The organism is Kaistia defluvii, from assembly GCF_026343955.1.
GTDB lineage: Bacteria > Pseudomonadota > Alphaproteobacteria > Rhizobiales > Kaistiaceae > Kaistia > Kaistia defluvii.
The window spans coordinates 209,769-233,625 of the sequence record NZ_JAPKNI010000003.1 but is presented as its reverse complement, the minus strand read 5'-3'; the positions used below and the strand labels follow the sequence as shown (position 1 = coordinate 233,625).

The following is a 23,857-nucleotide window of genomic DNA, read 5'->3' as shown; positions in this document are numbered from 1 at the left end:
TCAGCTCCTGTAAGGTTCGAGCACCAAATCCTTGGTGACGATGACGCGGATCGGGAAACCGGGCCGGATGGTCAGGGTCGGCGCGACCTGCAACTGACGCTGGACGATCTGCTGACCGGCCTGGTTGATCGTGTCCTGCGCGCCGTCGCGGATGGCTCGGATCAGGCGGTCATTGTCATCGGTGGCGAGTTCCGCTCCGACGCCGAGCAGGGTCGAGAGCGCGGCCGCCTTGGCGAGATCCCACCAATGGTAATCGACGCCATCCTCCAGGCCGGCATAGCCCTGCGTATCCGCGCCCGGCTGGCGCTCGAGAACGATCGAGCGGCCGTTCGGCATGATGAGGCGGTTCCAGACGAGCAAAACGCGGCGCTGGCCGAACTGCACGGCGTTGTCGTACTGACCGATAAGGCGCGTCCCCTGCGGCACGAGCAGGATGCTGCCGGTCGGGCTGTCATAGATGTTCTCCGTGACCTGCGCGGTGATCTGGCCCGGTAGATCGGAACGGATGCCGGTGATGAGCGCGGCCGAGATGACCGCGCCGGCCTGAAGCACGAAGGGCGATGCCGGTGGCGTGACGCGATCCGGCGTCACCGTGCGCCGGTCGGCCGCCGCATTGAGGAAGGCGAGCTGCTTGTCCTGCGCGGTCGGCTGTCCCGCCGCGCTGGCGGGGTCGAAGCCGGTAAAGCCGGGCATGGCACTCGGCGAAGCGGCAGTCGTCGACCCCTGCCGGGACTGGAAGAAGACGGTGCTGAGGCGGGCGGCCTCTTCCTCGGCGCGACGGCGCTGCTCGGCCTCGTCGACACCGGGTGTCGGAACAACGGGCGGCATTATGGGCTGGCCGGCATTCTGCGCGCTAAGGATCGGGCCGCCGAGATCGCCGGGCAGCGCTGGCCCGAGAACGGGGCCGGTATAGTCGCGCGGCAGACCGGCAAGACCATCGGCGGGCTGACGGTTGGCGGTGGAATAGAGTTCTTCCCCGCCATCGCCGCCGGTGCGTGTTTGGAGCGCATAGATCAGCGCGCCACCGATCCCGACCAGGGCGACAGCCGTGACTCCGGCGAGCATCTTGCGTGACAGACGCGTGACGCGGGGGGCTTCGGCGCGCAGGCGCATGGGAGCTGCATTGGATTCGGCTTCGGTCATGATTGCGGTCTCCCGTCGGTGCGGACGATCCTGACGGTCTGCTGGCGGTCGCCGCTGCCAAGGCGTAGCTCGGCCGCGCCGAACAGGCGATCGACGATTAGGATGTGTTGATAGATGCGTGTATTAGCGATCTGCGCCTCGCCCTCGGGGCCGATGACGAAGATCGGCGGCATTTCGCCCTGCACGATGCCGCGGGGGAACTCGACATAGACGCGGCGGCCGTCGTCATAGACTGCGGCGGGCTTCCATGGCGGATTGCTGCTGCCGGTCAGGCTGTAGCGATAATTACGCGCGGCGACGGCCGGGATGACCGGCGTTGCCGGGGTGGCCTGACGGCCGCCGCCTGCCGGCTGCGGATAGGCCCAGGCGACGACCGGCATATAGGGCTTCTCGCCGGAGCGCAGCTCGACCATGTAGGTGCGCCGGTCGGTGGTGATGACGAGATTGGTGGTGATGTCGGCGCGCGTCGGCTTTACCAGCACATGGACCCGGCGGGCGACGCCGGAGCCGGATTCCGTGTCGCCGATGATCCAGCGGGCGGTGTCGCCGGCCGCGATCGGTCCGGCGCCGGTCAGGCTCTCGCCCGGTTCGAGCGCGATGTTGGTGATCTGGCCGGGCGCGGCATAGACCTGATAGAGCGCGCCTTCCGACCACGGATAGACCTGGATGGCGTTGTAATAGCCCTCGCGACGCGGCTGCACGCGGGCTGCCGCATTGGCATTTTCCACGCGCGCCGTCGGTGTCGCCCCTGCCGTGCCGCCGCGCGCAACAGTCCAGGCCGGCGGGACATGGATCGGCTTCAGCCGCTCATCCGTCACGGCGGCAGGAATGGCCGGAAGCGGCGGGACGCTGTTGTCGTAGCTGATTTCCGGCGGGCGGTTGGTAGCGCACCCGGCGAGCATGGTCGCCGAAAGGAGAACGGCCGCCATTGCGGGCTTGCGGATAGCGCTGCTCATTGGCCCATCTCCCGCGACCAGTTGATGGCGTTGACATAGATGCCGAGCGGATTGGCCTTGAGGCGTTCGGCGTCGCGGGGCGGCTGAAGCGCGATGGTCAGGATGGCGGTCCAGCGCTCGGTCGTGGCGAGCTTACCGTCCTCGTAGCGCCGTTCGGTCCAGGCCACGCGGAACGAATCCGGCGAGGCACGGATGACGCTGGAGACCTCGACGGCGATCTGCTGCCTGCCGACCTTGGCGAAGGGATCGTTGGCGCGGGCATAGTCGTTGAGCGCGCCAGCGCCGCGATCGGTCGTCCACTCGTAGGCGCGAAGCCAGTTCTGCCGCACGATAACCGGATCGGCTGGAATGGAGCGGACCTGCTCGATGAAGCGGGCCAGGTGCCATGCGATCTGCGGATCGGTCGGCCGATAGTCGGCTGTCGCCGGAGCCACCGCCTGCGAGTGGCCGAGATTGTCGACCTGCACCACCCAGGGCACCACGGTCCCGCGCGCCGACTGGATGACCAGCGCGCCGGCGAAGCCGGCGGAGAGGAACAGCGAGCCGAAGGCCATATAGCGCCAGTTCTTCGCCTGCACGCGGGCCGAGCCGATCCGCTCGTCCCAGACCTGCGCGGCGCGCTGATAGGGCGTCCCGGGCTGCGGCGTCTTGCCGTAATGCGCGGCGGGTCGTCTGAAGAGGTTCATGAGCGGTCACTTTCTGAGAGGTTGACGGAGGAGCCGGAGGCGTGGCTGTCGCCGGAGCGGACGGCGTGGGCGGTCGCCTGAACGCCGTGGGTCACGCGCTGCGAACGCTGCATTCGCTTCGCCCAATCGGGCTGGCCCTTGGCGGTGTGGGTGGCGGAAGCGGCGGCGGCTGCTGCATCGGCGGAACCGCCGACCGTACCCATGGTCGAAGACCCGCCGGTCGCGCCGAAGCCGCTCTTCACGCCATCGGAGAAGCTGGATTTGACGCTGGCCGAGGCGCGGCGCAGCGGCGACATGGCGGCGGAGCCTGCCGCGCGTGCGATGCCGCCGATGCCGGAAGCGGCACCCGCTGCGCCGGACTGGCCGAGCGAACCAAGGCTGAAGGCGGCGGATGCCGCGCCAGCGGCCGTTGCCCCGCCGCGCACGGCGGCGGCTCCGCCCGACAGCATTGCGGCTCCACCGCGCGCAGCGAGCATCGCGCCACCGCCCGCGGCCATGGTTGCGCCGGCGGCAGCGAGACCCGTGCCGACGGCAGCGCCAGCGCCGAGCTGCGGGCCGCCGCTGACCAGGCCGGAAGCGATACCGGGGCCGAAGATGCCGAGGCCAAGGAGAGACAGGGCAGCGAGCACGACGGCCATGGCGTCGTCGATGCTCGGGGTTGCGCCTCCGAACCCCTGCGTGAACTGGCTGAACAGGGTCGAGCCGATGCCGATGATGACGGCAAGCACCAGAACCTTGATGCCGCTGGAAATCACATTGCCGAGCACCCGTTCGGCCATGAAGGCGGTTTTTCCGAAGAGGCCAAACGGGATCAGGACAAAGCCGGCGAGCGTCGTCAGCTTGAATTCGATCAGGGTGACGAAGAGCTGGATGGCCAGAATGAAGAAGGCGAGGATCACCAGCGCCCAGGCGAAGAGCAGGCACGCGATCTGGATGAAGTTCTCGAAGAAGGCGACCCAGCCCATCAGATCGGAAATGGATTCGAGCAGCGGCCGTCCGGCATCGAGGCCGGTCTGTGCGACTTTGCCGGGGCGCATCAGGTCTGCGGCCGAAAAGCCTGTGCCGGAGCCCTTGAGGCCGAGACCCGCAAAACTCTCGAAGACGATTTTTGCGAGATTGTTCCAATTGCCGATGAGATAGGCGAAGACGCCTACGAACAGCGTCTTTTTCACGAGGCGAGCGATGATGTCGTCATCCGCGCCCCAGCTCCAGAAGAGTGCGGCTAACGTCACGTCGATCACGATCAGCGTGGTGGCGATGAACGCGACCTCGCCGGACAGGAACCCGAAACCGGAGTCGATGTAGCGGGTGAAGACCCCAAGAAACGAGTCGATGACGCTCGCGCCGCCCATGGTTTACCGTCCTTCCGGAGCGGCCGGAGCCGGCTGACGACCGAGGAAGCGGTCGCGTGTCTCGGCCCAGACGCGCAGGCAATCGGTGTCGTCCAATGCCTTTTGTCCGAGCTGTTGGCAGCGGCGTTGGCCTTCGCGCAGCGGGTCGGTGTCGGTTTTTAGAATCCGCACCGGCGAAGATGCTGGCGCATCCTCCTTGCGGTTCAGCTCGATCACCGTCGCCGTGATGGCGACGGCGACGAAGGCGATTGCGCCGAGGCGTGCCAGCATCTTGCCGTCCATGACGATGCTCCCTTCCAGCTTAGTTGCGGTTGAACATCTGCGCGTTGCCGGGCTGGTAGCCCGAGCCTGGCGTCAGGAACCGGCGACGCTGCTCGCGGCCCTGTTCGGCGGCGGCGGCGCGTTCCGCATCGGTCAGCGCGCTTGCCCGGCCATTGGCCGAGATGACCGCGACGAGATCGGAAAGCTGCTGCGATTGCAGAGCGAGAAGCTGGTTGCCGGCCTGCGTCGCCTGCAATGCGCCGGTCGCGGACTGGCTCTGGCCGACTAGCGCCGACATCTGGCCACGGTTCGCGTCGATATTGCCGACGACGCCGGCCTGCACGCGCATAGCGTCCTGCAAGCCTCCGACCGTGTTCTGCCAGCGGTCGCGGGCATTGGCGACGAGCTGCTGATCGGTCGTCGACAGCGAGACATTGCCGTATTGCTGCTGGAAGCTCTGATCGATCTGCTGGACGTCGAAGGCGATGTTCTGTGCTTGGCCGAGAAGCTGTTGGGTCTTCTGGGCGTTCTGCTGCAAGGTCTGAAGCGCCGAATACGGCAGGCTGGCGAGGTTCTTCGCCTGGTTGATGAGCATCTGTGCTTCGTTCTGAAGCGAGGTGATCTGGTGATTGATCTGCTCCAGCGTGCGCGCGGCGGTCAGCACGTTTTGCGCATAGTTGGAGGGGTCATAGACGATCTTCCACGCATGGGCGGGCGTGGTCATGATCGGCGTGAGCACGAGCGGCGCGGCGGCAAGCATGGTTGCGGCGAGCGCCACGGCGCGCGAGCGGAAACGGCGAATGGTCATGGTCGGGACTCCTTTTCGGCTTGGGGGAAGTTCGGGATGAGATCGACGGCCCAGGTCACGTCGCGGGCGGTGAGCCACGCGGCGAGGAAACCGTCGCGGCCGTGCTCGGCGACGAGGTTGGCGATCAGGGTCTGGTCGGATTTCGAGGAGGCGGCGCAGAGCGCGAGGCCGACTTCGGACAGGCCTAGCTCGAACAGGCGGTTGCCGCGCCGGGACTGGCAGTAGTAATCCCGCTTGGGCGTCGCCCGCGCCAGGATCTCGATCTGACGATCGTTGAGGCCGAAGCGGCGATAGATCGCTGTGATCTGCGGCTCGATCGCGCGCTCGTTCGGCAGGAGGAGCCGCGTCGGGCAGCTTTCGATGATGGCCGGCGCGATGCTCGAATTGTCGATGTCGGACAGGCTTTGCGTGGCGAAGATGACCGATGCGTTTTTCTTGCGCAGCGTCTTCAGCCATTCGCGAAGCTGGCCGGCGAACCCTTCGTCGTCCAGCGCAAGCCAACCTTCGTCGATGATGAGCAGCGTCGGCCGCCCGTCCAACCTGTCGCCGATGCGGTGGAACAGGTAGGACAGGACGGCCGGAGCCGCGCCCGTTCCGACAAGCCCCTCGATCTCGAACGCCTGCACGGCAGCGCGGCCGAGCTGTTCAGCTTCGGCATCGAGCAGCCGGCCATAGGCCCCACCAACGCAATACGGGCGGAGCGCCTGCTTCAAGTCGTTGGACTGGAGAAGGACACTGAGGCCGGTGATGGTCCGCTCTTCGACCGGCGCGGAAGCGAGTGAGGTCAGCGCCGTCCAGATATGCTCCTTGGCCTCAGGCGTGATCGTGATGCCTTCGCGCATCAGGATCGCCACGATCCAGTCGGCCGCCCAGGCCCGCTCGTAGGTGTCGTGAATGCGCGCGAGCGGCTGGAGCGCGACGGAGAACTCGTCGCCCTCGGTCAACCCGCCGCCGAGATCGTGCCAGTCGCCGCCCATGGCGAGCGCGGCGGCCCGGATCGATCCGCCAAAGTCGAAGGCGAAGACCTGGGCTTGCTCGTAGCGTTGGAACTGCAAGGCCATCAGCGCGAGCAGCACGGATTTGCCCGCGCCGGTCGGGCCGACGACCAGCGTATGGCCGACGTCGCCGACATGAAGAGACAACCGGAACGGGGTCGAGCCTTCGGTCTTGCCATACAGCAAGGGGGGCGCACCGAAATGCTCATCCCGTTCCGGCCCCGCCCACACGGCAGAGAGGGGGATCATGTGGGCGAGATTGAGCGTCGAGACCGGCGGCTGACGGACATTGGCGTAGGCATGTCCGGGGAGCGAGCCGAGCCAGGCATCGACGGCATTGACGGTTTCGATCATGGCCGTGAAATCGCGGCCCTGAACGACCTTCTCGACGAGGCGCAGCTTCTCGTCGGCAAGACGCGGATCGGCGTCCCACACCACGATCGTGGCCGTGACATAGGCCATGCCCGCGACGTCCTGACCGAGTTCCTGCAAGGCAAGATCGGCATCGGCCGCCTTGTTGGCCGCGTCCGTATCCACGAGGGCGGACGCCTCGTTGGTCATCACCTCCTTCAAAATGGCGGCGATCGACTTGCGCTTGGCGAACCACTGGCGGCGGATTTTGGTCAACAGCTTGGTCGCGTCGGTCTTGTCGAGCAGGATCGCGCGGGTGGACCACCGATACGGGAACGCCAAGCGGTTGAGATCGTCGAGCAGGCCGGGCGTCGTCGCGGTCGGAAAGCCGATGATGGTGAGGACGCGCAGATGCTGGTCGCCAAGGCGCGGCTCCAGCCCGCCGGTCAGCGGCTGGCCGGCGAGCAGCGCATCGAGATAGACCGGCGTTTCCGGCACACGAACGCGATGCCGGTTGGTCGAGACGGTCGAATGCAGATAGGTCAGCGTCTCGCCGTCATCGAGCCAGTCGCATTCGGGCATGAAGCCGTCGAGCAGCGCCAGCACGCGGTCGGTGCGATCGGTGAAGGCGCGCAGGATCTCATGCGGATCGACGCCGCTGCGCTCGCGGCCCTCGTAGAGCCAGGTCTCGGCGCGGGCGGCTTCCTCGGCCGGTGGCAGATAGAGGAAGGTCAGATAATAGCCCGACACGAAATGCGCGCCGGCTTCCTCGAAATCCGCTTTCCTCTCGGCATCGACCAGACCGGAGGCCGGATCGGGGAAGTGGTTGTCGGGATAGGTCGCGGCTTCGGAGCGCTGTGCTTCCACGAAGATCGACCAGCCTGAGCCGAGCCGGCGGAAGGCGTTGTTGATGCGGCTGGCGACGGCGACCAGCTCGGCGGCGACAGCAGAATCGAGATCGGGACCACGAAACGATGCGGTGCGCTGGAATGAGCCATCCTTGTTGAGCACGACGCCCGGCGCGACCAGCGCGACCCAGGGCAGATAGTCGGCAAGGCGCGAAGCCGAGCGGCGATATTCGGCGAGGTTCATCATGGTTGCGCCTCCCTCAGACCGCGAGGAAAGCCGGAATGCGCAGATGCCTGCGCCCGACCTCGACGAAGAGCGGATCACGCTTGGCGGCCCAGACCGCCGCGAAATGCCCGACGGCCCAGATGAGTAGGCCGACCAGCCAGAGACGCAGGCCGAGGCCCACGGCCCCGGCCAGCGTCCCGTTGAGGATCGCGATGGAACGCGGTGCGCCGCCGAGCAGGATGTGCTCGGTCAGCGCCCGGTGGACCGGCACGGTGAAGCCCGGCACGTCCAGTTGCTCGAACGCGCCCGCCATCAGACCAGCGCCCCGCCGCCGAACGAGAAGAACGACAGGAAGAAGCTCGACGCCGCGAAGGCGATCGACAGGCCGAACACGATCTGGATCAGGCGGCGGAAGCCGCCCGACGTGTCACCGAAGGCGAGCGCCAGGCCGGTGGCGATGATGATGATGACCGCGACGATCTTGGCGACCGGGCCTTCGATCGACTGGAGGATTTTCTGGAGCGGCTCTTCCCACGGCATGGAGGAGCCGGAGGCATAGGCGGGCGGCGTGGCCGCCATCACAATGATGGTGACAAGCGCGGTCGAGGCTGCGAGGCGATCATAGGCACCGCGCAGGACCGAGGGTTTCGACGGCTTGGACAAGTTGATCGGTGGCTTCATGCGGGGTCTCCTGTGCTGGTGGGGATGGCCAAAGGGATGGTTTGGGTGACGCGGTAGTCCCCGTCCGGGCCGAGCCCTTCGACGCGGGCGAGCTCGGCGAGCCGGCGCGCGGAGCCTCGGCCGGAGAGGACGGCAACAAGGTCGATGGTCTCGGCGATCAGGGCGCGCGGGACCGTGACGACGGCTTCCTGAATGAGCTGTTCGAGGCGGCGCAGCGCGCCGATGCTTGTTCCGGCGTGGATCGTGCCGATGCCGCCGGGATGGCCCGTGCCCCATGCTTTGAGGAGGTCGAGCGCTTCCGCGCCGCGAACCTCGCCGATGGGGATGCGGTCGGGACGCAGGCGCAGGGATGAGCGGACGAGATCGGAGAGCGTGACGACACCCTCCTTTGTCCGCATGGAGACGAGGTTGGGCGCCGCACATTGCAGCTCGCGGGTGTCCTCGATGATGACGACGCGATCCTGCATCTTCGCCACCTCGGCCAGCAGCGCATTGGTCAGCGTGGTCTTGCCGGTGCTGGTGCCGCCCGCGACGAGGATGTTGGCGCGCGCCGCCACGGCTTCGCGCAGGGTCGCGGCCTGCTCAACGCTCATGATCCCGGCGGCCACATAGTCATCGAGGCTGAACACCGCCACGGCCGGCTTCCGGATGGCGAAGGCGGGTGCGGCGACGACAGGCGGTAGCAAACCCTCGAACCGTTCACCCGACTCGGGCAATTCGGCCGAGACGCGCGGGGATCGGGCGTGAACCTCCGCGCCGACATGGTGGGCAACCAGGCGCACGATGCGCTCGCCATCGGCAGGCGACAGGATTTCGCCCGTGTCGGACAGTCCCTCGGAAAGTCGGTCAATCCAGATGCGGCCATCCGGGTTGAGCATCACTTCGACGACGGACGGCTCCTCCAGAAACCGCGAAATCGCCGGACCCAGCGCCGTGCGCAGCATCCGCGCGCCGCGTGCGATGGCTTCCGGTTTTTGATGGCTGGCAGTCATATCGGCCCCGTTTGTTCACGAGGCGCGACAGACGATCCCCGGATCGGGGTCGATTAAAAGAGCCTGAAATCGGGCCGGTTCAACAAGTATCGGTCGTAGTAGTAGCGTGGCGTGCAAATACAGGAGAACGGCGGTGGAGCCCTGATCTTGATGTCGTTACGGCCTCACCAGATGACGCGCGAGATCGTCACGCCTCGGTGTCGGAGACGTCTTCAGGGATCTCCTGTCGCAGCTTCGGCCCTTTGACGAGGCGCCGGCCGAGCGCGGTGATGAACGCCTCATACCGCTCGGCCGACTTGGCGCGCGCTGCCTGCGCAGCAGGCTCCGGCAAGGCCGGCGTGGTCGTGATCCAGAAGCGGATGAACACCGCCAGGGTCTCGACGGCGATGCCGACGTCCCGCTCCAGGCGGCTCATGCGGCGATCGATCTGGTCGAGGCGCTTGGCGACGACGGCCTCGCGCCGCTCGGCATCGTCCGGCGACAGGAAGGATGCGATGGCGGCCTCGGCGATCATGGACTGCGATTGATCCCGGCGAGCGGCGAAATCCGCCAGCGCCCGCGTCACGTCGGGGTCCAGATAGACCGTGAACTTCGACTTTTTCCGATACCTGGCCATGGCGCTTACAGTTCCATGCCGTCATCGGGGTCGAGCGACACCTGGCGCGCGACACCCTGCATCTGACTGATCATCCGCCGATTGCGCATGGCATCTTCGTCGCTCTCGTCTGGAAGCTCGATCTCGAACTCGTTGGCGATGGGTTCCTTCTTTTCCGTCGGCTTCGCGCGGCTGAGTTCGGGTTGCAGCCGGCGTTCGGAATCGGTGGTGTCTTCCTCTTCCGATCCGTCCGCGGGCCGCGCGTCCAGCGCCTCCGGCCTCGCCGGGATCGGCAGGCTGCTCCAGTCGTCGGGCCGAGGCTTGTCGGGGCGTTTCAGTTGAGGCGGCGACAGCAGGCGCTCGCGGAAACGGGCATCCTCGTAGTAGCGCGCCTTCTTCGCGCGGATCGGCGGCGTGCCGGCGACCATGACGATTTCGTCGCTCGGCGGGAGTTGCATGATCTCGCCGGGCGTCAGCAACTGGCGGGCGGTTTCCGAGCGCGAGACCATCAGATGGCCGAGCCAGGGCGAGAGCCGATGCCCGGCATAGTTCTTCATCGCCTTCATTTCGGTGGCGGTGCCGAGCGCATCGGACACGCGCTTGGCGGTGCGCTCGTCGTTCGTGGCGAAGCTGACCCTGACATGGCAGTTGTCGAGGATGGAGTTGTTCGGGCCGTATGCCTTTTCGATCTGGTTCAGCGATTGCGCGATCAGGAAGGCTTTGAGGCCGTAGCCCGCCATGAAGGCCAGCGCGCTCTCGAAGAAGTCGAGCCGCCCCAGCGCCGGAAACTCGTCGAGCATGAGGAGCAGCCGGTGACGATCGCCCTTCGCCTGCAGGTCTTCGGTCAGGCGGCGGCCGATCTGGTTGAGGATGAGACGGATCAGCGGCTTGGTGCGATTGATGTCGGATGGGGGCACGACGAGGTAGAGCGTGGTCGGGAGCTTGTCGCCCACTATGTCGGCGATCCGCCAGTCGCAGCGCCGCGTCACCTCGGCCACGACGGGATCGCGATAGAGGCCGAGAAACGACATGGCGGTGGAGAGCACGCCGGAGCGTTCATTGTCGGATTTGTTGAGCAACTCGCGCGCGGCGCTGGCGATGACGGGGTGCGGTCCCGCTTCACCGAGATGGCTGGTCGTCATCATCGCGGCAAGCGTCGACTCGATCGGGCGCTTCGGATCGGAGAGGAAAGCAGCGACGCCGGCGAGTGTCTTGTCGTTCCCGGCATAGAGGACATGCAGGATCGCGCCGACAAGAAGGGAATGGCTCGTCTTCTCCCAGTGGTTTCTTTTGTCCAGGCTCCCTTCGGGGTCGACCAATATGTCGGCGATGTTCTGCACGTCGCGCACTTCCCACTCGCCGCGGCGCACCTCGAGCAAGGGATTATAGGCCGAGGATTTCGGATTGGTCGGATCGAAGAGCAGCACGCGGCCGTGGTGGGCGCGGAAGCCGGCGGTCAGCGTCCAGTTCTCGCCCTTGATGTCGTGGACGATGGCCGAGCCCGGCCAGGTCAACAATGATGGCACGACAAGGCCAACGCCCTTGCCCGATCGCGTCGGCGCGAAGCACAGCACATGCTCCGGTCCGTCATGGCGCAGATAGTCGCGGTCGTAGCGGCCAAGAACGACACCATCGGGATCGAGCAGCCCGGCGGCCTTCACCTCTTCCTTCTCGGCCCAGCGCGCCGACCCATAGGTGGCGACGTCCTTGGCTTCGCGCGCCCGCCAGACCGACATGCCGATGGCGACGGCGATGGCGATGAAACCGCCGGACGCGGCGATGAACGCGCCCTGGGTGAATATCTCCGGCGCATAGGCATCGTAGGAGAACCACCACCAGAAGAAGGCGGGCGGATGGTAGAACGGCCAGCCGAACAGGACGAACCATGGCGGCCCGAGCTGCGCCTGAAACCCGAGCTTCCAGGCGACATACTCGGTCGCGCCCCAGGTGGTGGAGAAAACGATGAGGAAGACGATCAGAATCTGTCCCCAGAGGATTTTGGTCGCGGACATTGCGATGTTCCTTGTCTGTTGGAGCTAGAGGCCGAGCCCGCGCTTGCGGCCGAAATCCCAATCGACGCCGCCGCCGTCGCGGGCGACGCCCGAGACATGGCGGCCGAGCTGCTTGTCGAGGGATGGCGACCAGGGCACGAGCTGGAAGCCGAGGCCGTCGTCGATCATGGCGAAGCGGCCGGAGGCGAGCGTCAGGCGCTGGCGGTAGGTGCCGGCGACATATTCCCCGCTCTCGGCCGGTTTGAACGGCTGGCCGGTCTCCTTCGCGAGCCTTCCGGCCACGGCATCGACTTCACGGCGGCGGAGCGTGTCGATCAGGTTGCGGTTGAAGATGATGCGGCGGCCTTGCTGCTCGGCCAATCCTTCACCGACGAGATGCTCCGCGCGTTGCCGCATCGCGTCCCGCACTTCGGCGCCGAAGCCGCCGTCCGACATGGCGACGGGTTCTCGGGCGATGGATTGCCGGTCGAGCCAGGTCGCGCCGGTGGCGCTCACCTGATGCTGGAGATCGAGATCGGAGCGGACGGCGAGCGCGACACGGCGATCGCCTTTCGCGTCCTCGTATGCGCGCAGCTCGACGATCGATCCCGGTGGGCTGTCGCCTGTGGCGTCGAGATGCGGCAGCCGGATGTGATGGGTGCGGCCGTCCACGCCGTCGACCACGGCGTAGGCCGTTCCCTTCAGCTCGTCGTCAAGGCCGCGCTCGACCAGGCGGCCGATGACGGGGACATCGAGGCTCTCGCCGGCGAGGACATAGCTGGCCGAGCCGCGCTCGATCCCGCGTTCGGTGAGCGCCCGGTGCATCCGCTTGATGATGTCGCCGCGCTCGCCGAGTTTGCGAAGCGTGGCTTCGGCCTCGGCCTTGATGAACCATTGCTGGTGTCCGACCTGTCCGGCGAGCCCACGGATTTCGAGGGTGCGCAGCCTGCCGACCTTCAGCGCATGAAACTCGTCCGGCTGCTGGCCGGGCTGCGGCGCGAGGTCGATGATGCCCGACCTGCCGGCGTCGCGGACAAGCTGCCGGTCGAGCTGCGTCCAGCGTTCGGCCTCGACCTGCCGCTCCAGATTGCGGTTGATCTCCAGATCGCTGCGCTGACCGAGCTCCTGGGTGACGAGATCCTGCGCGCGGGCGCGCATTCCCCCCTTGATGTAGTCGCGGGAGATCACGAGATCCTGGCCGTCGTCGGTACGGCCACGCAGGATGATATGGATATGGGGATTGTCGGTGTTCCAGTGATCGACGCCGACCCAATCGAGCTTCGTGCCGAGATCCTTTTCCACCTGGCCCATCAGCTCGCGGGCGTGGTCCTTGAGGTCGGCCATATCCACGGCGTCCTCCGGCGAGACGATGAAGCGGAAGTGATGCCGGTCGTCCTCGCAGCGCGCCGCGAAATCGCGGGCATCCACGTTGTCGCTTTCAGGACCGAACAGCCGCGCCTTCTCCCCGTCTCGGGTCACGCCGTCGCGGCGCAGATATGACAGGTGTGCGCCGAGCGGCGCGGCGCGCGCGCCATGGCGCACCACGCGGGTCTTGATGACCACGATGCGCGAGCGGCCGGTGAGCAGCCGATTGGCCTGAATGCTGGCGCGCTGGCCGCGCCCGAAGCGCGAGCGGTTGCCCGTCGTGATCTTGCCGGAACGGGAGACGCGGCCCCCGGCCTTCTGCGCGGCGGCGAGCGCCTGCGCAATGAAAGGCCGCGCCTGCTGTGCGCGGGTCGATCGGATACGCCCAGGCCGGACGCGAATATCGCTGTCATCGGCCATGACGCAGCCCCGCACGGTGCAAAAGGCACAGGGAAATCAGTAAGATGGGCGCGCGGCGCACAGTGCGCGAAAGCGCGGCACGGTGCGGAACGCGCCGAAAACCCAAGCAAAAACAACCGACCGACCGAAGCGCACCGTGCGCCTTTTTATCTCGCCATCGTCCGGTTGTTGTGCCTGCCTCTGCCCCTGACGCCCTCCATGGCACGCCGGACCACGATTGCGCGCGAATGGCGGCTCGCACGCTCATGGGCGCTCTCCTTGGGCGGAGCGTGCGACGACAAGGGGCGAATCCGATGTTGCGGCCGGGTCGGTCGGCCTCGCCGTGACGGAGGATCGGCTATCGTCCGAACGCTCACTGGCCGACCGTGACGCGGCGGGGCGAGCGTCGGCGGAACGCACGACGAAGATCGCCGCATCGCGCCAGTCGGGCGGCGGATCGCCCCGCCGGACTGACGCTTCTGATGCGGCCGCACCGCCGAGAACCGGCACGAGCGCGGCGACATAGGCCCGCGTTTCGGCAGGCAACGCGCGGCCGGTGGAACGATGATCGTCATAGCGGCCGGGGCCTGCATTGTAGGCCGCGAGCATCGCGCCGACATCGCCATAGCGGTCCCACATTTCGCGCAGATAGGCCGGGCCCGCCAGGATGTTGTCGTGCGGGTCATAGGGGTCGCGGCCGAGACGGTATCGGACGCGCAAGGCGGCCCATGTGTCGGGCATGATCTGCATCAGCCCCAACGCGCCCGCCGACGAGATCGCGCGCACGTCGCCCGCGCTCTCGGCGCGCAGCACGGCGCGAATCCAGCGTTCGGGGATGCCGAACCGCTGCGCCGCCTCGGTGATGTGGGCGGCATAGGGATCGACGGCGGCCGGACGGGACACCGGGGCCGACTGTGCAAGAGCAGCGCCGGTCGCGCTCGTGGCGAGGATCAGGCCGGAAAGGAGAAAGAGAGCCATGCGCCGGGCGGCGTGATGCCGCCCGTGCGCACTCCGATGGCTCGTCGATGGACGGCGAGCGGGCATCGGTCAGTCCTTCTCGGCGCGGTCGCGCGGACGCGACCAATGCAGTGACCAGTCATTTCCGGCATCGTCGTCGCGGAACAGGTTGGCGCGGATCGGCTGCGGAAATGTCGGATCGTCGATCAGCAACGCGACATATTCGCCTGCCTTCTCGCCGGTGCGCTTCCAGCCCGCGCCGATCTCGGCGGTGGTCTCGTTGCTCATGGCATCGAAGACGTGAACGCGATAATCGGGCGCGTTTTCGGTGTCGGACGGCTCGGCCGGAACGATGATGATGTCCTGGACGAGCAGCAGCGTCAGAAGATTGCCGATGAAGCCGGTCTCTTCGCGTCTGAATTCACCAATCTGAGGCATGATTGCTTCCTTTGCGGTGGCGTTGAAAAAGCCATCGGCGAGCACCGCTCCCGCCGATGGGGGAAGCTGTCAGCGCGTCGGCGCGCGCCACTCGAACCGGCCGTTGCCGTCTTCGTCGGTCCACAGCGGGATCGCATGGCCGATGATCTGGTCGGTGGAAGTCAGGCCGAAGTAGCGACCGTCGAGGCTGTCGCGGACCTGCCAGTTCATGAGGAAGACTTCGCCGGTCTGGATGCGGCGGCAGCCGTGCCAGACCGGCAGTTCCCGTCCGATCCGGTCGCGCTCCAGCGCCGCGCCCATTTCGATCCCGTCCACGGTGATCGTGCGGCCGGTGCGGCAAACGGTCTGGCCGGAAACGCCGAGAACGCGCTTGATGAGCGGCACGCCCCTGGGCAGATAGCCGCGCTCGGCCATGAAGGCGGCGAGCGGTTCGGGGGCATCGACCGCGACAAGATCGGTGACGTCGAACGGCCCGTCAAAGTCGATCGTGTAGAAGCCGACAGGCGCGCTGGCCGAGGCGTTCCACATCAGCTTGACCGGCATCGGCGTGAGCGCCGGATAGGCGATGCCCATCGTGGCGAGCGCCATGACGAGGACGAGGCTGGCGCGCGTCATGGCTGGACCTTCCTGCGCAGGAGGAAGGCGCGATGCTGTTCGAGCGTGTAGGCGCGCGGCTGATGGGCGGCGGCCATCCGGTTGTGGACGTGCCGCCAGTGCTCCGGCGAAACGGCGTCCGCATCGATGCCGATCGCCTCGATCGCATCGACATGGCGCAGCACGTCCTCGACCTTCGGCCAGCCCTCGATCTTGAGCAGGATTTCGCCGCCCGGCCGCACGAAAGGCAGCGTCTGATACGCTTCGCCCGGCTCGACCGCCCGCACGATGTCGATGCGCGAGATGATCGTGCCGAAGTCGTTCGCCGCCCATCGCACGAAGGCGAAGACGGTGTTCGGCCGGAAAGAGAGAATGCGCTGGCGACGGTCGACGATCTGTTCGTTGGCCGCCTGGCCGAACCTGATCCAGTATTCGATCTTCTTCTCGATCCACGTCAGCTCGACGCGGGTCATGCGATCATGGGAGAGCGCGGACGGCATTGGGCCGCCGCGCGCGCGCGGGGCCGCGGTGCCGGTCATTCGGGGTCTCCTGGGTTCGGGGGAAATTCGCGCGTGAGCAGCTCGCGCAGCATGTCGGCGACGGTGACGCCGCGCCCGAAAGCCGCGATCTTGATCCGGCCGCGCAGCTCCGGCGTCACGTCGATGGTGAGCCGCGCCGTGTAGGCGGTCGCCTCGGATGCGCGCGGCGAGCTCTCGGCCGTCTTGATCCATTGCTCGGGATCGGCGGGGCGCTTGGCGAAGCCGCGCTTCTCGACGCGGGCCGTCATGACGCGGCTCCGTTGCCGATGCGCAGCCGCCCGATCTCAGATGCGAGTGCAGCGATCTCGCGGGCGGCGGGCGAACGGCTGTCGATTTCCGAGGCGAGCCGCCCGGACTGCGCGGCGTCGGCGAAGACGATGCGCTGACCGATGGTCGCGGCGAGCACCGGCGGATCGTGATCGGCCAGCGTCTCGGCGGTCTCGCGCGCGATGACGGTGCGCGCGGCGCAGCGATTGAGAACGAAGCGGGCGACGAGCTGCGGCCGGTAGATGCGCGCTTCCGACAGGAGCGAAAGCATTTCGGCTGAAGCCCAGCCGTCGAGCGGCGAAGGCTGCACCGGGATCAGCACGAGGTCGGCGGCGAGCAATGCCGACCGCATGAGGCCGGCGACGCGCGGCGGGCCGTCGATGACGATGTGATCGACATCGCGCGCCAGCTCGGGCGCTTCGCGGTGGAGCGTATCGCGCGCCAGGCCGACGACGCCGAATGCGCGCGGCAGGCCCTCCCGGCTGCGCTGCTCGGACCAGTCGAGTGCCGAACCCTGTGGGTCCGCGTCGATCAGCGTGACACGGCGGCCAGGCCCGGCGAGTTCACCGGCGAGATGGAGCGCGAGCGTCGTCTTCCCGACGCCGCCTTTCTGATTGAGAAGCGCGACGATCATCGGCGTCCCCCCGGCGGATCGAGGGGAAGCCGGGGCGCGTCGGGATCGCCGGCCTGTGCGGTCGGGAGGCGCTTTTTCGCGGCTACGCTGAGGCTTCTGGCGGCGTCGCGGATGAGGTTTTCCACATCGCGCGCGCGCTCTTCAAAGTTAGATTCTTGGTTAGACTCTAAGTTAAGGGCGCGAATCCGCCTGCGATTTCCAGACGTTAAGGCCGGTTTGGGTTCCTGATAGCACGAGCCTCGGGTTCCCGATGGCACGATAGTCCGGGTTCCCGATAGCACGAGCCCGTCCACAGGTTTTCCACAGGCCGGGAGCGGCTCGAAAGCGAGCAGCGTGCGCCCGCCGATCTCCACCTCCAGCGACAGGACGTAGCCGGGTAGCGGCTGGCGCCGCACGATGTCGCGCATCTCGAACGCGAAGCGTTTGAACGGCGACAGGCTGCCGGATTTGACGTGGAGATGGCGCAGATCGAAACGCCAGCCGTCGCGCTGGCGGCCGCCGTGCTTGCGCACGATGCGGTAGAGCCAGCGGTCGAGACCGCCGGTGAGATGGAAATAGGCCGGGTCGATGGTGAGGATGAGCGCGTCATCGAGGACGGCTTTGTAGAACCAGTCGGGGACGATCAGTTCGATGCCGTCCGGCCGCCCATGGCGGTCGGTGCGCTCCTGCCATTCGTTGATCCATGAAAAGCGATGGCGGCGGCCTTCGGCCGGCTGGCGGATCGATGTCGAGATGGTGGTCGATTGCAGCCGGTCCAGCGCCGCCTTGAGGCGCTGATAGTCGCGCAAGCTGGTGCCGCGTCCGACATAGGTGAGGATTTCATAGGGCGTCGCGGCCATCAGCCTGGACGTGCGAAGCCCGTTGTCGCGGGCTTCGACGATCTGGCTGGCGGCCCAGATCAGGATGTCGGCGTCCCAGATCGTGGCCATGCCATGATCGGGAACGGCCTCGACGCGGATCGTGATGTCGCCGGCCGAAAAGTCGATCGGGGCCACGCGATGGGATTTGGAGAGGGAGAAGAAGGGATAGGCCATGAGATCCTGCGCATCTCGTGGCGCGAAGTCGCCGGGGAGCGCGCGAAACAGATCGAGCTGCCCACGCTCCGAAGAGTCACGACGCCGCACCACCATGAAAGGGTCCGGCCACGATCAGCGCGCGTATCGGCCGGCGCTCTGGCCGGTCGGCAGCGTCTGGCGCTTGGCGGGCAGCACGGAGCCGCGCGGATCGGAGGTCGAGGTGACGGCGCCGCGCTCGGCCCAGGTTTCGAGATCGTCGACGGCATAGACGACGCGCCCGCCGAGTTTGCGGTAGGCCGGGCCGGTGCCGTAGGTCCGATGCTTTTCGAGGGTGCGGGCGGACAGGCTGAGAAACTCAGCGGCTTCCTTGGTCCGCAGGTAGCGTGGCGGGAGCGCGGCGGTATCGGGTCGCATGGGGCGGGCCTCCGTGGGGTTGCTGGGGGCCGCTGGCGATCAGCGGCTGACAACGACCACGGTGGCGGAGAACCGTCGGCGGGATGGATGGGGGACTTGAGGTGGCCTAAATCTCCACCCCGGAGGCCATGGCGGCGCGGCGACTAGGAGCGGCGGCGCTGGCGAAGGAGTTGCAGATAGCCCCCGTTGATGAGGGCAAGGCCACCTTCGACGAAGGCAATGACGGCATCACGTAGCGGCGAAGTCTTCCAGGGCTCGGTGTCGACGCGCGCCGCGCCGTAGATTGCGATGGCGATCTCGCGATAGGTGGCGCCGTTCATATGGCCGTCGGCGGCGCGCAGCTTCAGGCGAAAGCGCCGCCGCTGCTCGGCGGTCATGCGCGTGTCGCGCGGTGGCGGGCGGCCGAGCCAGATGCGCGCCATTCGCGTCAGGGCGTCGATCCGGTCGAGGACGTCGGCATCGAACGGAACCAGAGCCGCGAGCTGGTCGTCTGGAACCGTGCCGGAAAGGAGAAGCACCGGGATGTCGTGCTCGGAGACAGACGCATAGGCGCCTTCGGGAGCATTACGCCCTACGGCGAACGCGTCGGCGGATGCAGCGGAGGCAGGCGGCAGAAACTCGGGTCGGCGCGTCAGCATGAGAACGGCGCCATCGCATGAGGGCGACCACACGACATTCTGGTCCAGCGCGGACAGGCCCGGCCTGGCAGCGAAATCGCAGCCCCCAAAGCTGTTCTGCATCTTTCGGAAGCGGTACGGCCTCGGCGGCCGTATTCGCTAGACCGCTGTAGAGTTCCTGATAAGGAACGTATCGGCGAAGGCATTCCCAAGCGAGACCTTCGACCGGCAAGCTATCGAAATAGTCATATCGGCTGTCGTCCCGCCAGTCGCTTGTATCTGGCCTCATCGTTCAACTCCTCGCATATTACGCGCACAAGTCGAACGGCCAGTTTTCCTATTTCATCTTAGGTGGCGGAAGGTCGGGAGACGACATTGCGCGATGTCGAAAGAGCATCGCGCGAGCATCGGCGATCAGCGCTGGGACTGGCGCAGAAGGTGCCGATAACCGGTGTGCGTCATCCAGCGGGCGCGCGCGAGATGACTGTCGTGGATGCGTCGACAGCGTTCGGGCTCGTGTGCGGGATCGAGACCGAACAGGATCTGCACCGCCTCTGTCCAATCGGCGCCATCGGCATCCGCGTCAAGCAAGCGCGCGTAGAGCTTGACGTGCGCCTTGTCGTAGGCGGTCAGTTCCTGCCCTGCCGGTGCGGTATCTTCGAATGTCTCGATCATCGTGCAGGCTCGATTACTAAGCGGCTGCTGCATCTAGACCAAGTTTGATCCAAAATGGAGCGATGGCAAGCGTCGACGGGATTTGCACGCCGATCAACGCGCGCCGTTGGATGGATTGGGTTTACTTCCGCGCTCATCGACCAGCAACACTCCTTGCCCTTTATCGGTGGACAGGAGGACGATGCCGGCAGCTTCCAAGGCCCTGCGCACCTGATCGCGCGTCGTCTCGTACACATCGAGTCCGCTTTCGGATTCGAGGCGTTTGAGCGCGGTCAGCGATATGCGGGCCTTGTCAGCGAGCGTCTCCTGTGTCCAACCCAGCAACGCGCGTGCGGCCCGTGATTGTCGGGCGGTGATCATACATGATCACCTCCCATTCAGACCTACGCGTACTCCAGAACTACGGCTATTTTAGTCGTTCTGGCTTCTTTTTGCCAGCCCAAAGGCGCTGCGCGGAACCCGCGATGACGTGGCTCCGGCGCAGCGATTCGCGAGGCCGGGTGGCGTCGGGAAGCCTATGAGGCGGCCCCAGCCCCGTCCCACACCGACGACCGCATTGGGCGGGCGGCGTCTGAAATAGATGGAGGGGCGGATGATCCGCCCCGTCTCATGCGAAGGGATCGATCTCGGAGACGATGGTGTCGTCGTCGCCGTCATATTCGGTGGCGGGCATCACGCTCATGGTGCCGTCGCCGGCGCGAAAGATGATGATGGCGACCATCAGGGTGGAGGCGAGGCTGGCGGCGTAGGCGTTGGCAGTTGCGAGGGTCATTGTCCGGCTCCCGATTTTGGCGGGGACCATTCCCCGCTCGACGGGCACCCGAAGTGTTCTGGGCTCGGCCGGGGTCATCGCGCAGGCGAAGACGAAGCGACCGCACGCTTTGCGTAGCGGACCCCATGAGGGTTGACCCTGGAAGGCCGGGGCCGGAACCAAGGTTAAGCCATAAGAGCGGGGTGGTTTCCGGCTGCCGGAGCCGGTTGTCCCTGCAATGCCATTGCCGGTGCTGCTCTGGCTCGCCGCCTGACGATCGCGATCCGGCCACCGCCGTTCGTGACCTGCGTGATGCCCGCCGCCGGATATGTGCCTGACGCACGCCCGGTTGTTCCGATCCCGCGCGTGAGACTGTGCGTAGCCCCGGCGTTGTGGGGCGATGCGAGTGGGGCGGCGCTCCGGCGCGAACATGAGAAATCCCGGCGGCTTTCGCCGCCGGGTCTGCCGCCGTCCGGTTAGAACGGGATGTCGTCATCCATGTCGCCCTGGTCGTCGCCGCCGTTCTCGGTCTGCTTCGCCCGGCTGAGGAAATCGACGGTCTCGGCGATGATCTCGCAGCCGTAGCGGTCGTTGCCCTGCTGATCGGTCCATTTGGTGTAGTGGATGCGGCCGCGAACCAGAACCTTCATGCCCGTATCGCAATATTGCTGGATCGTCTTGCCGAGGCCGTTGAAGGCGGTGATCCGGTGCCATTCGGTGTCCTGCACCCGGCGGCCTTCGCTGTCGCGGACGACTTTGCCGTCCGAGTAGCGGGGGCGCGAGGTCGCGAGGGTGAAGTGGGTGATCCTGGTGCCGCCCTGGGTGGTGCGGGTTTCCGGGGTCTGGCCGATGTTGCCGGCGAGGATGACGATGTTCTGCATTGTAGGTCTCCGTTGCGTCCGGAGGGACCATTCCCTCCGACGAGACCCGACCAAGGCCGTCGGGAGACTCCTGCATCGCCGCCTTCGGCGGCGGCTTGACCCCCAAGGTCCGGGTGGAGCGGGCAGCCGCGCCCGGCGCGGCAACACGGCCGGAAACCGCGGGGGTTGCCGGAAGGAAACAGAACGGACTTAGGGGATCAGTCAGTCGGAGGGATTGGTGCTTCCGTAAGCCCGATGGAGACCGGAGCCAGAACAGCATCCTTGCTGGCGGCAGATGACGACAGGGCCAGACGCACCGCCCTGATAGCGCACCGGCCACGTTCTCCTTCGCCTGCCGACCCGCGCCGTGGCTTCGCAGGCAAGCGAGAATTTCCGCCAGAATGACGCCTGCCGGATTGCCCGCACCGATAGCCGGATCATTGTGCCGCGGGATGAAGCTCGAGCCAATTCATTGCAGGAAAGGCATGAAGGTCTTCGCAGTGCAGTCCGTAGCGCAACGCCATGGGCTGACCGGCACCGCATCGCCCGCCGCGATCGCAGATCCCGACCGATCCCGACGCACCTGGCCGAACGGAGCGGCCGACACTGCGATGGCGGTTCAACGACGGCGATGACACTCTGTTCTGATCGGACGGCGGGAGGCCCGGCGGCGAAAGCTGCCGGGATGGTCATGGGAGCGATGGATCGCCGCCGCCCCGTGTCAGCGATTGAAGCCGAATGGCGGAAACGCGCCGCAGGCGTGGTTCCGGCGCAGCCGAAAGCGCGGCCCGAAGGGCGACACCCTTCCTTTCAGGCCCATGCCGCCAACATCACCGCAGCAGCGATGTCAGCGTGAAAGCGCAACCGTTCCGACCGCATTGAGGTTCAGCACCGCCGCGATGCCGATGACGATGCCGCCGATCCCGCCGAGGATGTTGATGGCGATGGCCGAGTCGATCATGTGCTTGGTCACGCCATGGACCAGCGCGAAGCCGGCGATGACGGCCGGAATGGCGAAGATGGCGAGCGCGATCAGCCGTAGCGCGGGATTCCTGGCAAAGCCGAGCACGGCGATCACCAGCACGATGGACCCGATGGCCGCACCGACGGCAACAAGGGCGGACATCATGAAGCCCGAGCCGGTCGCATAGACGTATTGGAAGGCGGTGATGCCGGTCATCACCGGCAGCGCATAGATGGCGAGATGCCAAGCGATCACGCAGAAGGTGATGGTGAGCGAGATGGCGAGAAGGATCAGCGTCATGGAAACCTCCAGATGATCGGTTGAGGATCACGACAGGCTGCCGGGAGATACGCTCCGCCTGCGACTATGCTGCTTCGCCGGTTCTGCAAGGAAGCGTCATCAAAGCCATTTGTCTGCTGTGCCGTCAAGTATTGGCGGTTGAAACAACCGCCTTGCGGCGGCGCTTTACGCGCCGCCGTGCTTCATGACCGGGATGCCAAGCTTGCGGGCCTTATCGGCGAGGTTGTCCTGAATCCCGGTTCCGGGGAAGTGGATGACCCCGATCGGCATGGTGTCGAGCATCGCGTCGTTGCGCTTGAAGGGCGCGGCCTTGGCGTGCTTCGCCCAGTCGGGCTTGAAGGCGACCTGAGTGACCTTGCGGTTGCTGGCCCATTTCGCGGCGATGAGTTCGGCGCCCTTCGGGCTTCCACCGTGCAGCAGCACCATGTCGGGGTGCTTGGCGTGAACCTGATCGAGCTTGGCCCAGATCAAGCGATGGTCGTTGTAGTCGAGACCGCCGGTGAAGGCCACTTTCGGGCCGGGCGGAAGGAGCACCTCGTTCTCGGCGTGCTTTTTCGCGGAGAGGAAGTCGCGGCTGTCGATCATCGCGGCGGTCAGGTTGCGATGGTTGACCATGGAGCCTGTGCGCGGCCGCCAGACCGAGTGGGTGTGGCGCTCGAAGTGATCGGCGGCCTGGTCGCGCATCAACTCGAAGGCGTCGCGCCGTTCGAGAAGGGTCTGCCCCTCTGCCGTCAGGCGCTCCAGCTCGACGGACTTCACCTCGGAGCCGTCCTGTTCCCGCTGAAGGCGGCGCTGCGCGACTTCGTTGTCGTCCAGCTCGCGTTCGATCCGGTCGCCTGCGCGCTGGAAGAGGTTGACCGTGCCCCAGAGCAGTTCTTCGAGGTCAGGTTCGAGGCGGGTGTCCGAGAGCGCCACCACTAGGGCGTCGAAGATGTCGGCGATGCTGCCGGCCACGACATTGCCCTCGGGGAGCGGCCGCGGGTCGGGTTCGTCCTCGAAGGGACGGTAGCCGTAGAGCGCCAGTTCCTGAAGGACGTGATCGGTCGGGGAGGAAGCGTGGTGCGGCTCGTAGTCGGTGTCGTGGTGTTCGGTCATGGTGGTCTGCCTCCGGCTCGTGGCCGCGCCCATCGCGGCCTTCGTGGCGACGAAAGGCGGCGGGCGGGACGGACCTGCACCTGACGC

At 66.5% G+C, this 23,857-nt stretch carries 29 protein-coding genes; all 29 read right to left on the bottom strand.

Features of this window, described 5'->3' with window-relative positions; translation table 11 throughout:
- The gene (locus OSH10_RS09125; protein WP_029075204.1) at positions 1–1,143 is read right to left on the bottom strand and encodes a TrbI/VirB10 family protein; all 1,143 of its coding nucleotides are present in this window, start codon (positions 1,141–1,143) and stop codon (positions 1–3) included.
- Positions 1,140–2,099, bottom strand: a complete 960-nt coding sequence (gene trbG / locus OSH10_RS09120) for a P-type conjugative transfer protein TrbG (RefSeq protein WP_029075205.1) — start codon at positions 2,097–2,099, stop codon at positions 1,140–1,142. Before trbG ends, OSH10_RS09125 begins: the two co-directional genes overlap by 4 nt.
- Complete coding sequence (trbF, locus tag OSH10_RS09115) at positions 2,096–2,785, bottom strand: conjugal transfer protein TrbF (RefSeq protein WP_029075206.1); 690 nt, start codon at positions 2,783–2,785, stop codon at positions 2,096–2,098. The genes trbG and trbF overlap by 4 nt, the downstream gene beginning before the upstream one ends.
- Positions 2,782–4,137 carry a P-type conjugative transfer protein TrbL gene (gene trbL / locus OSH10_RS09110; RefSeq protein WP_266331352.1) on the bottom strand — a complete coding sequence of 452 codons (1,356 nt, stop codon included), beginning with the start codon at positions 4,135–4,137 and terminating at the stop codon, positions 2,782–2,784. Before trbL ends, trbF begins: the two co-directional genes overlap by 4 nt.
- A gap of 3 nt (positions 4,138–4,140) precedes the next feature.
- Entirely contained in the window at positions 4,141–4,419 is a 279-nt protein-coding gene (trbK-alt, locus tag OSH10_RS09105) for a putative entry exclusion protein TrbK-alt (RefSeq protein WP_213332555.1), read from the bottom strand.
- Between the two features lie 19 nt (positions 4,420–4,438).
- Positions 4,439–5,206: a P-type conjugative transfer protein TrbJ gene (trbJ, locus tag OSH10_RS09100; RefSeq protein ID WP_029075209.1), complete on the bottom strand. Its 768-nt coding sequence runs from the start codon at positions 5,204–5,206 to the stop codon at positions 4,439–4,441.
- Positions 5,203–7,647, bottom strand: coding sequence for a conjugal transfer protein TrbE (gene trbE / locus OSH10_RS09095; protein ID WP_029075210.1), 2,445 nt, complete (start codon positions 7,645–7,647; stop codon positions 5,203–5,205). The genes trbJ and trbE overlap by 4 nt, the downstream gene beginning before the upstream one ends.
- A 13-nt stretch (positions 7,648–7,660) precedes the next feature.
- Positions 7,661–7,939, bottom strand: a complete 279-nt coding sequence (locus OSH10_RS09090) for a VirB3 family type IV secretion system protein (RefSeq protein WP_029075211.1) — start codon at positions 7,937–7,939, stop codon at positions 7,661–7,663.
- Positions 7,939–8,205: a TrbC/VirB2 family protein gene (locus OSH10_RS09085; RefSeq protein WP_245576868.1), complete on the bottom strand. Its 267-nt coding sequence runs from the start codon at positions 8,203–8,205 to the stop codon at positions 7,939–7,941. Before OSH10_RS09085 ends, OSH10_RS09090 begins: the two co-directional genes overlap by 1 nt.
- Before the next feature lie 98 nt (positions 8,206–8,303).
- A complete protein-coding gene (trbB, locus tag OSH10_RS09080; protein WP_029075213.1) occupies positions 8,304–9,299 on the bottom strand; it encodes a P-type conjugative transfer ATPase TrbB in 996 nt (331 codons plus the stop codon).
- Positions 9,300–9,486: 187 nt separating this feature from the next.
- Entirely contained in the window at positions 9,487–9,915 is a 429-nt protein-coding gene (locus OSH10_RS09075) for a CopG family transcriptional regulator (protein WP_029075214.1), read from the bottom strand.
- 5 nt (positions 9,916–9,920) lie between these two features.
- Positions 9,921–11,906 (bottom strand): conjugal transfer protein TraG, encoded by a 1,986-nt coding sequence (locus OSH10_RS09070; RefSeq protein WP_029075215.1) that lies wholly within the window; start codon positions 11,904–11,906, stop codon positions 9,921–9,923.
- 24 nt (positions 11,907–11,930) lie between these two features.
- Complete coding sequence (locus tag OSH10_RS09065; protein ID WP_266331351.1) at positions 11,931–13,670, bottom strand: relaxase/mobilization nuclease domain-containing protein; 1,740 nt, start codon at positions 13,668–13,670, stop codon at positions 11,931–11,933.
- 243 nt (positions 13,671–13,913) lie between these two features.
- Positions 13,914–14,627, bottom strand: coding sequence for a lytic transglycosylase domain-containing protein (locus OSH10_RS09060; protein ID WP_266331349.1), 714 nt, complete (start codon positions 14,625–14,627; stop codon positions 13,914–13,916).
- A gap of 69 nt (positions 14,628–14,696) precedes the next feature.
- Positions 14,697–15,044, bottom strand: a complete 348-nt coding sequence (locus OSH10_RS09055; RefSeq protein WP_029075218.1) for a DUF736 domain-containing protein — start codon at positions 15,042–15,044, stop codon at positions 14,697–14,699.
- A 69-nt stretch (positions 15,045–15,113) separates the two neighbouring features.
- A complete protein-coding gene (locus tag OSH10_RS09050; protein WP_029075219.1) occupies positions 15,114–15,659 on the bottom strand; it encodes a S26 family signal peptidase in 546 nt (181 codons plus the stop codon).
- Complete coding sequence (locus OSH10_RS09045) at positions 15,656–16,177, bottom strand: DUF2840 domain-containing protein (protein ID WP_029075220.1); 522 nt, start codon at positions 16,175–16,177, stop codon at positions 15,656–15,658. Before OSH10_RS09045 ends, OSH10_RS09050 begins: the two co-directional genes overlap by 4 nt.
- Complete coding sequence (locus tag OSH10_RS09040; protein WP_029075221.1) at positions 16,174–16,425, bottom strand: ribbon-helix-helix protein; 252 nt, start codon at positions 16,423–16,425, stop codon at positions 16,174–16,176. The genes OSH10_RS09045 and OSH10_RS09040 overlap by 4 nt, the downstream gene beginning before the upstream one ends.
- Positions 16,422–17,078, bottom strand: a complete 657-nt coding sequence (gene parA, locus OSH10_RS09035; RefSeq protein WP_213332554.1) for a ParA family partition ATPase — start codon at positions 17,076–17,078, stop codon at positions 16,422–16,424. The genes OSH10_RS09040 and parA overlap by 4 nt, the downstream gene beginning before the upstream one ends.
- Positions 17,075–18,208 carry a replication initiator protein A gene (locus OSH10_RS09030; protein ID WP_266331348.1) on the bottom strand — a complete coding sequence of 378 codons (1,134 nt, stop codon included), beginning with the start codon at positions 18,206–18,208 and terminating at the stop codon, positions 17,075–17,077. Before OSH10_RS09030 ends, parA begins: the two co-directional genes overlap by 4 nt.
- Before the next feature lie 18 nt (positions 18,209–18,226).
- The gene (locus tag OSH10_RS09025) at positions 18,227–18,508 is read right to left on the bottom strand and encodes a helix-turn-helix transcriptional regulator (RefSeq protein ID WP_029075224.1); all 282 of its coding nucleotides are present in this window, start codon (positions 18,506–18,508) and stop codon (positions 18,227–18,229) included.
- A 143-nt stretch (positions 18,509–18,651) separates the two neighbouring features.
- A complete protein-coding gene (locus OSH10_RS09020) occupies positions 18,652–19,146 on the bottom strand; it encodes a DUF2285 domain-containing protein (protein ID WP_245576855.1) in 495 nt (164 codons plus the stop codon).
- Positions 19,073–19,414, bottom strand: coding sequence for a transcriptional regulator domain-containing protein (locus tag OSH10_RS09015; protein WP_245576856.1), 342 nt, complete (start codon positions 19,412–19,414; stop codon positions 19,073–19,075). Before OSH10_RS09015 ends, OSH10_RS09020 begins: the two co-directional genes overlap by 74 nt.
- A 125-nt stretch (positions 19,415–19,539) precedes the next feature.
- Positions 19,540–19,800, bottom strand: coding sequence for a DUF2285 domain-containing protein (locus OSH10_RS09010; protein ID WP_029075226.1), 261 nt, complete (start codon positions 19,798–19,800; stop codon positions 19,540–19,542).
- 93 nt (positions 19,801–19,893) lie between these two features.
- Positions 19,894–20,160 (bottom strand): helix-turn-helix domain-containing protein, encoded by a 267-nt coding sequence (locus OSH10_RS09005; protein WP_029075227.1) that lies wholly within the window; start codon positions 20,158–20,160, stop codon positions 19,894–19,896.
- A 247-nt stretch (positions 20,161–20,407) separates the two neighbouring features.
- The gene (locus OSH10_RS09000) at positions 20,408–20,572 is read right to left on the bottom strand and encodes a hypothetical protein (RefSeq protein ID WP_169516635.1); all 165 of its coding nucleotides are present in this window, start codon (positions 20,570–20,572) and stop codon (positions 20,408–20,410) included.
- A 455-nt stretch (positions 20,573–21,027) separates the two neighbouring features.
- Positions 21,028–21,432, bottom strand: a complete 405-nt coding sequence (locus OSH10_RS08995; RefSeq protein WP_029075228.1) for a single-stranded DNA-binding protein — start codon at positions 21,430–21,432, stop codon at positions 21,028–21,030.
- A gap of 826 nt (positions 21,433–22,258) precedes the next feature.
- Positions 22,259–22,675, bottom strand: a complete 417-nt coding sequence (locus OSH10_RS08990) for a hypothetical protein (RefSeq protein ID WP_029075229.1) — start codon at positions 22,673–22,675, stop codon at positions 22,259–22,261.
- A gap of 165 nt (positions 22,676–22,840) precedes the next feature.
- Positions 22,841–23,770 carry a DUF2493 domain-containing protein gene (locus tag OSH10_RS08985; protein ID WP_213335272.1) on the bottom strand — a complete coding sequence of 310 codons (930 nt, stop codon included), beginning with the start codon at positions 23,768–23,770 and terminating at the stop codon, positions 22,841–22,843.
- Positions 23,771–23,857 lie beyond the last annotated feature (87 nt).